Raw genomic sequence first — 8103 nt, 5'->3', positions numbered from 1 at the left:
GGCGCCCGGGGCGGAAGTGGTGAGCGGGGGGGGCTTCGGGGGACGCCCGGCCGGCTCACGCCCTCACTTCGCGGGCCACGGCACCTCGGGAGAACGGTAGTAGCCGATGCCCAGTGCGTCCCAGCGCGGGCCCTGGGCGGCCAGCCGCACCTTGTAGCCGTCCCAGTCATGCGTGGACGCCGGGGACCAGCCCAGCTCCGCGATGCCCGGCAGCCGCGGGAAGGCCATGTACTCGATGTGCGCGGAGGTGGAGAGGGTCTCGGACCACAGGGGCGCCTCGACGCCGAGGACGGAGTCCGCGGGGGCGCCCTCGAGGTAGCTGCCCGGGTCCCAGTCGTAGGAGCGCCTGACGTCGACATAGCCGGCCCAGGCCAGGCCCAGCGGCGTGTTCTTGTCGTACTTCATGTCGAGGTAGGCGCGGTCGGCGGGCGAGAGGATCAGCCGGGTGCCGTTCCTGGCGGCGTCGGCGACCTGCCGGCGCTCGGCCGCGCCCGTCTTGTCATAGCCCCAGTACTGGGCGACGGCGCCCTTCGCCGGGTGCGCTCCGGTCAGCTGGTGCCAGCCGATCGCGGTCTTGCCGTACTTGGCGACCACCGGCTGCACCTTGTCCATGAAGGTCACGTAGTCCTCGTGGCTGGTGGAGTGCGCCTCGTCACCGCCGATATGGAGGTAGCGGCCGGGGGTCATGGCCGCGAGCTCGCCGATGACATCGTCCACGAAGTCGTACGTCTCCTTCTTCGGGACGCACAGGGAGCTGAAGCCGACCTCCGTGCCGGTGTAGAGCGGCGGGGCCTGTCCGTTGCAGTTGAGCGGGGCGTAGGAGGCCAGCGCGGCGTTGGTGTGGCCCGGCATGTCGATCTCGGGGACGACGGTCAGATAGCGGGCGGCGGCATAGCGGACGATCTCGCGGTAGTCGTCCTTGGTGTAGTAGCCGCCGGCGCCGCCGCCGACCTGGGTGGAGCCGCCGTAGGTCGCCAGCCGCGGCCAGGACTTGATGGCGATCCGCCAGCCCTGGTCGTCGGAGAGGTGCAGATGCAGCTTGTTGATCTTGTACATGGCGAGCTGGTCGATGTACCGCTTGACCTGCGCGACGGTGAAGAAGTGCCGGGAGACGTCCAGCATCGCCCCGCGGTAGGCGTAGCGCGGGGAGTCGGCGATGGTGCCCCCGGCGATCCGCCAGGGCCCGCGCCGGGCGCGCTGGTGCTCCACGTCGCCCGGCAGCAGCTGGCGCAGGGTCTGGACACCGTGGAAGAGGCCGGCCGGGCGGGCGGCGCTGATCGTGACCGCGCGCCCGCCGGAGGTCAGCCGATAGCCCTCGGCTCCCAGCCCCTTGGTGCCGCTGCCGCCGAGCCGGAGGACGATGCCGTCCCGGCCGTCCTTGGTGGTCACCGGGAGAGCGAAGCCGGTGGCGGGCCGCAGCAGCCCCGCCAGATAGCCGGCGACCCTCTTGGCCTCGCCGGAGCCGCCCGGCACGCGGATCCGGGTGCGGTCACCGAGGGTGTACGCGTCCCCGCCGCCGTGCACGGAGGCGGGCGCGGGGATCACCTGGTCCAGTGGGGTGGCGGCCCGGGCGGCTGCGCCCCCCGGTGGCGGTACGGCGGCGGTCCCCAGCCCCGCCGCCGCGACCAGCAGCAGCGAGAACAGCAGTCTGCGTCGTCTCATCGACGCTCCCTTCGGCGAACCTCGTGCATGACGTCGTGCAGGGCATGGAGCGACCGAACGGTGACCATGCGTACCGTGAGCCTCGATTCCGGTCAAGGTTTAGACCACTTTCCAGCCGCCAAATCGGGGATGTGCCCGATACCGGGCAGATTTCTTGCGTATCCGCGCGGCGCCCCGCAATATCGACGGGTGCTCGAACGCCGTAACCGCAGCGCTGAGGCGCCGCACGAAGACCTGGTGGACCACCTGGTGCGCAGCACACCGCTGCAGCGCGGTGAGGCCGCCCGGGTGGTGCTGGATGTGCTGGCGTACTTCGACGAGACGACGGAGGAATTCGTCCGTCGGCGCCATCGGGAGCTGCAGTCCCAGGGACTGCGCAACGAGGAGATCTTCGAACGGATCCGCCACGAGATGCCGCACCGCGCCGTGGCCCCGCCCGATCTCTCGGCCCGCCAGCTGCGCCGCCTCGTCTACGGCTGACGGTCATGCCCGGGACGCCGGGCGGCACGAACCATTGCCACAACGTTCTTCTCGGAGGGTCACTGTATGTGCGGGATCGTCGGCTATATCGGCAAACGTGATGTTGCTCCGCTGCTGCTGGAGGGCCTGCAGCGGCTGGAGTACCGCGGCTACGACTCGGCGGGTGTCGCCATCCACGCCAAGGGCACCGGCAAGGCCGCAGGCGGCCTGAAGACGGCCAAGGCCAAGGGCCGGGTCCGTGAGCTGGAGTCACGGCTGCCGAAGCGGTTCGCGGGCACCACAGGCATCGCGCACACCCGCTGGGCCACCCATGGCGCGCCCACCGACGAGAACGCCCACCCGCACCTCGACACCGAGGGCAAGGTCGCGGTCGTCCACAACGGCATCATCGACAACGCCGCCGACCTGCGCACCCGGCTGACCGCCGACGGCATCACCTTCGCCTCCGAGACCGACACCGAGGTGCTGGCCCACCTGATCGGCCGCTCGACGGCCGAGAAGCTGGAGGAGAGGGTCCGCGAGGCGCTGCGGCACATCGAGGGCACGTACGGCATCGCCGTGCTGCACGCCGACTTCCCCGACCGGATCGTCGTCGCCCGCAACGGCTCTCCGGTCGTGCTCGGCATCGGCGAGCACGAGATGTTCGTCTCCTCGGACGTCGCCGCGCTGGTCTCGCACACCCGCCAGGTCGTCACCCTCGACGACGGCGAGATGGCCACCCTCAAGGCCGACGACTACCGCACGTACACCACCGAGGGCTCCCGCACCTCGGCCGAGCCGACCACCGTGGAGTGGGAGGCCGAGTCGTACGACATGGGCGGCCACGACACGTACATGCACAAGGAGATCTCCGAGCAGGCGGACGCGGTGGACCGCGCGCTGCGCGGGCGGATCGACGACCGCTTCTCCACCGTGCACCTCGGCGGCCTGAACCTCGACGCCCGTGAGGCGCGCGGGGTGCGCCGGGTGAAGATCCTCGGCTGCGGCACCTCGTACCACGCGGGCCAGATCGGCGCCCAGATGATCGAGGAGCTGGCCCGTATCCCCTCGGACGCCGAGCCGGCCTCCGAGTTCCGCTACCGCAACCCGGTCGTGGACCCCGACACGCTGTACGTGGCGGTCTCCCAGTCCGGTGAGACCTACGACGTGCTGGCGGCCGTCCAGGAGCTCAAGCGCAAGGGCGCACGGGTGCTGGGCCTGGTCAACGTGGTCGGCTCGGCGATCGCCCGGGAGACCGACGGCGGCATCTACGTGCACGCGGGTCCCGAGGTCTGCGTGGTCTCCACCAAGTGCTTCACCAACATGGTGGTCTCCTTCGCGCTGCTCGCCCTGCACCTCGGCCGGATCCGTGACCTGTCCGTCGCGGACGGCAAGCGGATCATCGAGGGCCTGCGCAAGCTGCCCGCGCAGATCGACGAGATCCTTGAGACCGAGGCGGACATCAAGAAGATGGCCGAGCTGTACGCGGACGCCAAGTCGATGATGTTCATCGGCCGGGTGCGCGGCTACCCGGTGGCGCGCGAGGCCTCCCTGAAGCTCAAGGAGGTCTCCTACATCCACGCCGAGGCCTACCCGGCCTCGGAGCTCAAGCACGGCCCGCTGGCCCTCATCGAGCCCGCGATGCCGACCGTCGCGATCGTCCCCGACGACGACCTGCTGGAGAAGAACCGCGCCGCGCTGGAGGAGATCAAGGCCCGCAGCGGCCGCATCCTGGCCGTCGCGCACCAGGAGCAGGAGAAGGCCGACCACACCATCGTCGTCCCGAAGAACGAGCCCGAGCTGGACCCGATCCTGATGGGCATCCCGCTGCAACTGCTCGCCTACCACACGGCGTTGGCCCTGGGCCGGGACATCGACAAGCCCCGCAACCTCGCCAAGTCCGTCACGGTGGAGTAGAACCCGCGGATCACGGTGGAGCGGCACCCCTGGACGACGAGCCGGATCCCTGGATCACGGCGACGTCATCCACCCCGCTCCACCGAAGCGACGATTGAGCACCCCCACAGCGCTCGGCCGCCCCCGCGAAAGCGGCGCCGACTCAGGCGCGGGAGCAGCGCTCCGCGCGTGCCACCATACGCGCGGAGCCGCCGCCTCCCCTTTGCCGGCATCGCCCATACGCCGGCAGGATGCCGCCGCCCCGGGAACCGTCACTTCCCGGCCGACAGCACGAAGTTGCCGTGCGCGCGGCCGCCGGGCCCGTGAATGCGGCGCGCCCACGTGACCGTTTTCTACCCTTCACCAGCGCACAATCCACCTGCGCGGGTCAGGAGAAATGCGGCTGCGCACAATCCTCATGACGCCCCCTCAACTGTGCGCAAGCCGCGGAGAGCCGATCATGGGGGGCGAAGCTGCCCCATGCCGCGGGGAGTTGGCGGCGCGCCGGCGAGGCGTCAGGGAATCACGATCACCGGGCGCTGCGCCCGGCGGGCCAGCCGGCCGGCCACCGAGCCGAAGATCCGGCCGACGATGCCGTGGGTGGAGCCGACCACGATCGCGTCGGCCTCGTACTCCCGGCCGACCTCCTCCAGCTCATGGCAGATGTCGCCGCCGCGCTCGACCAGGACCCAGGGGACCTCGGTGAGATGGTCCGCGCAGGCCAGCTCCAGGCCGAGCACTTCGGTGCGGTGATCCGGCACGTCCACGAAGACCGGGGGCTCACAGCCTGCCCAGACGGTCGTCGGCAGCCGATTGGCCACATGGACGATGATCAACCCGGAGCCGAGACGCCGGGCCATACCGATTGCATACGCCAACGCTCGCTCGCTCGACATGGAGCCGTCGAAGCCGACCACGACGCCGTGCCGGAACGCGGGGTCGCAGGAATGACGCGTCTTTTCTGCCGCTTCGAGGTCCGCCATCGGATCGGCGACCTGCTTGCGGTCCGCGGGTTCGGGAATTTCGTGACCGGCCATTGGTGTCTCGGCGAGGACGTCCTCTTGCGGAGGGGCGAACGGGGAACGGCGATTGACTTGATCCGGCAGTTGACTGAGCTGGCTCTCTCGAGGTGCGGGAGCCATAGTTCAATGAGGAACGATACGACTGGGAATCATCTTCCCAACCCGATACCCCAAGAGTACGGCGCCACTCCCCCGCTGCCCAGAGCCCGCTGCGGACCCGAAGCGCCCGCGCGAGGTGGGTGGGGCCTCGAACGTTCCCCGGAGCATGCCGGAGCGTGGCGCGGATGGCAATGCCCCGGCCTGCCCCCGTACGTACCCCTCGCGGTGACCCATGATCGTCGGCGGCGTTGTAGTAGCAGGCCGTCCGAGGGGAGCACACGATGCCGTTGCCGTCCGACAGATCACCCGACCCAGTGAGCGATGTCATGCGCTGGAGCGCCTTCAGCTGCGCCCTGGTGCCCCTCGTACTGATCATCAGCGGCGCCTCCTGGGCCGGCGCGGCCGGCATCGCCGCCGGTCTGGCCGCGGTGACCTGCGCCTGCCGCGCACTGCTGCGGCAATCCGAACGGACCGCCGCGCGGATCCGTGTGCGCGAGACCGGAAGGCACCGGGACAGAAGCGCATATTTGGTGTCGCCGGCGCATGGGAGTGCCCGGCACTCCGAAGGGCGTACGCCGGTCGACTGAGGCGCTTGCAAGTCTGCGCGCGACCGTTTTCAGCCAACTTCCGGCCGAGGTCCGCACCTTGCCCTGAGCACCCCTCAACCCTGGTGTGAGCAGGGAGGAAAGGACCGCTGGGCATGGTTGTGCCCTACTGCGAACGGGCAGAGCCGAGACGCGTACTTCCCATGTAGGCCCGACGAGTGGAACGCTTCGTGATCGAATGCTTCGCGCCAAGTTGCCATATCGACATACCAGCGGGTGGTGAACTTGGCACTCCATCCTCACGGGACACAGTAGATTCGATCTTGGTAGTAACGGCGGGGGAACTGTGCAGGACCGAGAGGGCGAGACGACCGAGGGGGGCTTAAGTGCCATGAGCCAGGACTCCGCTGCCGTACCAGATGCCGCACGCAAGCTCGCCGCCCGACGACGCCGCGAAATAGTCGCGGTGCTCCTCTTCAGTGGCGGCCCCATTTTCGAGAGCTCCATTCCGCTCTCGGTCTTCGGCATCGACCGCCAAGACGCAGGCGTTCCGCGGTACCGGCTACTTGTGTGCGCGGGCGAAGATGCGCCTTTGCGCACGACCGGGGGGCTCGAACTTTCCGCCCCCTACGGGCTGGAGGCGATCTCCCGTGCCGGGACGGTCGTCGTACCGGCCTGGCGTTCCATCACCCAGGCCCCGCCGCCCGCGGCGCTCGACGCGCTGCGCCGCGCGCACGAAGAAGGGGCCAGAATCGTCGGGTTGTGCACGGGGGCGTTCGTCCTCGCCGCAGCCGGACTCCTCGATGGCCGTCCGGCCACGACCCATTGGATGTACGCGCCGACGCTCGCCAAGCGTTATCCGTCCGTCCATGTGGACCCCCGCGAGCTCTTCGTCGACGACGGCGATGTGCTCACCTCCGCGGGGACGGCGGCCGGCATCGATCTGTGTCTGCACATCGTGCGCACCGACCACGGCGCGGACGCCGCGAACGCGCTGGCCCGCCGGCTCGTCGTGCCGCCCCGCCGCACCGCCTCCGAAATGGGGCACCAGCGCTACCTCGACAGGTCATTACCTGAAGAGATCGGCGCCGACCCGCTGGCCGAGGTCGTCGCCTGGGCGCTGGAGCACCTCCACGAGCAGTTCGACGTGGAGACCCTGGCCGCGCGCGCATACATGAGCCGCCGCACCTTCGACCGGCGCTTCCGGTCCCTTACCGGGAGCGCTCCGCTGCAGTGGCTGATCACTCAGCGGGTGCTGCAGGCCCAGCGGCTGCTGGAGACCTCCGACTATTCGGTGGACGAGGTCGCGGGGCGCTGCGGATTCCGCTCGCCGGTCGCGCTGCGTGGCCACTTCCGCAGGCAGCTGGGCGCCTCGCCCGCCGCCTACCGGGCGGCCTACCGTGCACGGCGGCCGCAGAACGGGGCACCCGAACCCGGACTCAGACCGGAGCGGGCCGAGCGCGCCGAGCGGCCGGAGCGGGAGCGGGCGGCGCTGGGGGCGGGCGGGGAGCGGTTCTCCGCCGCCGCGCTGGCCGGCCATGGTCTGGCGTCCGCCGAAGCGGGCGAAGCGGGCAAACCGCAGTCGGACGTGTACGCCTCCCGGATGCCGGAAACCGCGGTGGGGAGGGGAACGGTCCGCCCCGTGCTGCCCGGACAGCGCGAGCGCCCCGTAGGGTGAGATGTATGAACGATCGCATGGTGTGGATCGACTGCGAGATGACCGGACTCTCGCTGGCGAATGACGCGCTCATCGAGGTGGCCGCGCTGGTCACCGACTCGGAGCTGAATGTGCTGGGCGACGGGGTGGATGTGGTGATCCGCCCCCCGGCCGAGGCGCTCGGCACCATGCCTGAAGTGGTGCGCCAGATGCACACCGCCTCCGGGCTGCTGGAGGAGCTGGACGGCGGGACGACGCTGGAGGCGGCCGAGGCGCAGGTGCTTGCGTACATCAAGCAGCATGTGCCGGAGCCGCGGAAGGCGCCGCTGTGCGGCAACTCCGTCGGCACCGACCGCGGCTTCCTGCTGCGCGACATGCCGACGCTGGAGGACTATCTCCACTACCGGATCGTCGATGTCTCGTCCGTGAAGGAACTGGCCCGGCGCTGGTACCCGCGGGCCTACTTCAACAGTCCGGACAAGAACGGCAACCACCGGGCACTGGCGGACATCCGCGAATCCATCGCGGAACTGCGCTACTACCGGGAGGCGGTCTTCGTGCCGCAGCCCGGTCCCGACTCGGACACCGCGAAGGCCATCGCCGCCAAGCACGTCCTTCCTGCTGAGCCGCAGTCCACACCGCAGTGAGGCACAGGGGCTCGTGTCGTGGGGGGGCGCCCGGGCCCCCCCCACACCCCCCCCGGCCCCGGGGCCCCAATAAGGGGGGCGGCACCCCCAAGGACCCCGTTAAAAATTTATGAACC

The 8103-nt window shown here is 70.0% G+C and carries 7 protein-coding genes; 5 read left to right on the top strand and 2 right to left on the bottom strand.

The window, feature by feature from the left end:
- Nucleotides 1-63: 63 nt before the first annotated feature.
- On the bottom strand, nt 64-1662 hold the full coding sequence (locus tag ACWGI6_RS33565; RefSeq protein ID WP_453271005.1) for a beta-N-acetylhexosaminidase: 1599 nt from the start codon (nt 1660-1662) through the stop codon (nt 64-66).
- A 189-nt stretch (nt 1663-1851) separates the two neighbouring features.
- On the opposite strand from ACWGI6_RS33565, the gene ACWGI6_RS33560 reads away from it, so the two are divergent.
- Nucleotides 1852-2142: a hypothetical protein gene (locus tag ACWGI6_RS33560; RefSeq protein ID WP_129244688.1), complete on the top strand. Its 291-nt coding sequence runs from the start codon at nt 1852-1854 to the stop codon at nt 2140-2142.
- 66 nt (nt 2143-2208) lie between these two features.
- Nucleotides 2209-4038: a glutamine--fructose-6-phosphate transaminase (isomerizing) gene (gene glmS, locus ACWGI6_RS33555; RefSeq protein ID WP_453271004.1), complete on the top strand. Its 1830-nt coding sequence runs from the start codon at nt 2209-2211 to the stop codon at nt 4036-4038.
- A 494-nt stretch (nt 4039-4532) separates the two neighbouring features.
- On the opposite strand, the gene ACWGI6_RS33550 is transcribed toward glmS, so the two are convergent.
- Complete coding sequence (locus ACWGI6_RS33550; protein WP_159480989.1) at nt 4533-5054, bottom strand: universal stress protein; 522 nt, start codon at nt 5052-5054, stop codon at nt 4533-4535.
- Nucleotides 5055-5464: 410 nt separating this feature from the next.
- Here ACWGI6_RS33550 and ACWGI6_RS33545 point away from each other — a divergent pair, with 410 nt between their 5' ends.
- From ACWGI6_RS33545 to orn, 3 genes are all read left to right on the top strand, one after another.
- Entirely contained in the window at nt 5465-5725 is a 261-nt protein-coding gene (locus ACWGI6_RS33545; protein WP_453271003.1) for a hypothetical protein, read from the top strand.
- A gap of 349 nt (nt 5726-6074) precedes the next feature.
- Entirely contained in the window at nt 6075-7361 is a 1287-nt protein-coding gene (locus tag ACWGI6_RS33540; RefSeq protein WP_453271002.1) for a GlxA family transcriptional regulator, read from the top strand.
- A gap of 5 nt (nt 7362-7366) precedes the next feature.
- Complete coding sequence (orn, locus tag ACWGI6_RS33535) at nt 7367-7987, top strand: oligoribonuclease (RefSeq protein ID WP_393906287.1); 621 nt, start codon at nt 7367-7369, stop codon at nt 7985-7987.
- The last annotated feature ends 116 nt before the right edge of the window (nt 7988-8103 follow it).

This window comes from Streptomyces sp. NPDC054786, from assembly GCF_053611685.1.
This window is presented reverse-complemented; position numbering and strand designations above follow the sequence as displayed.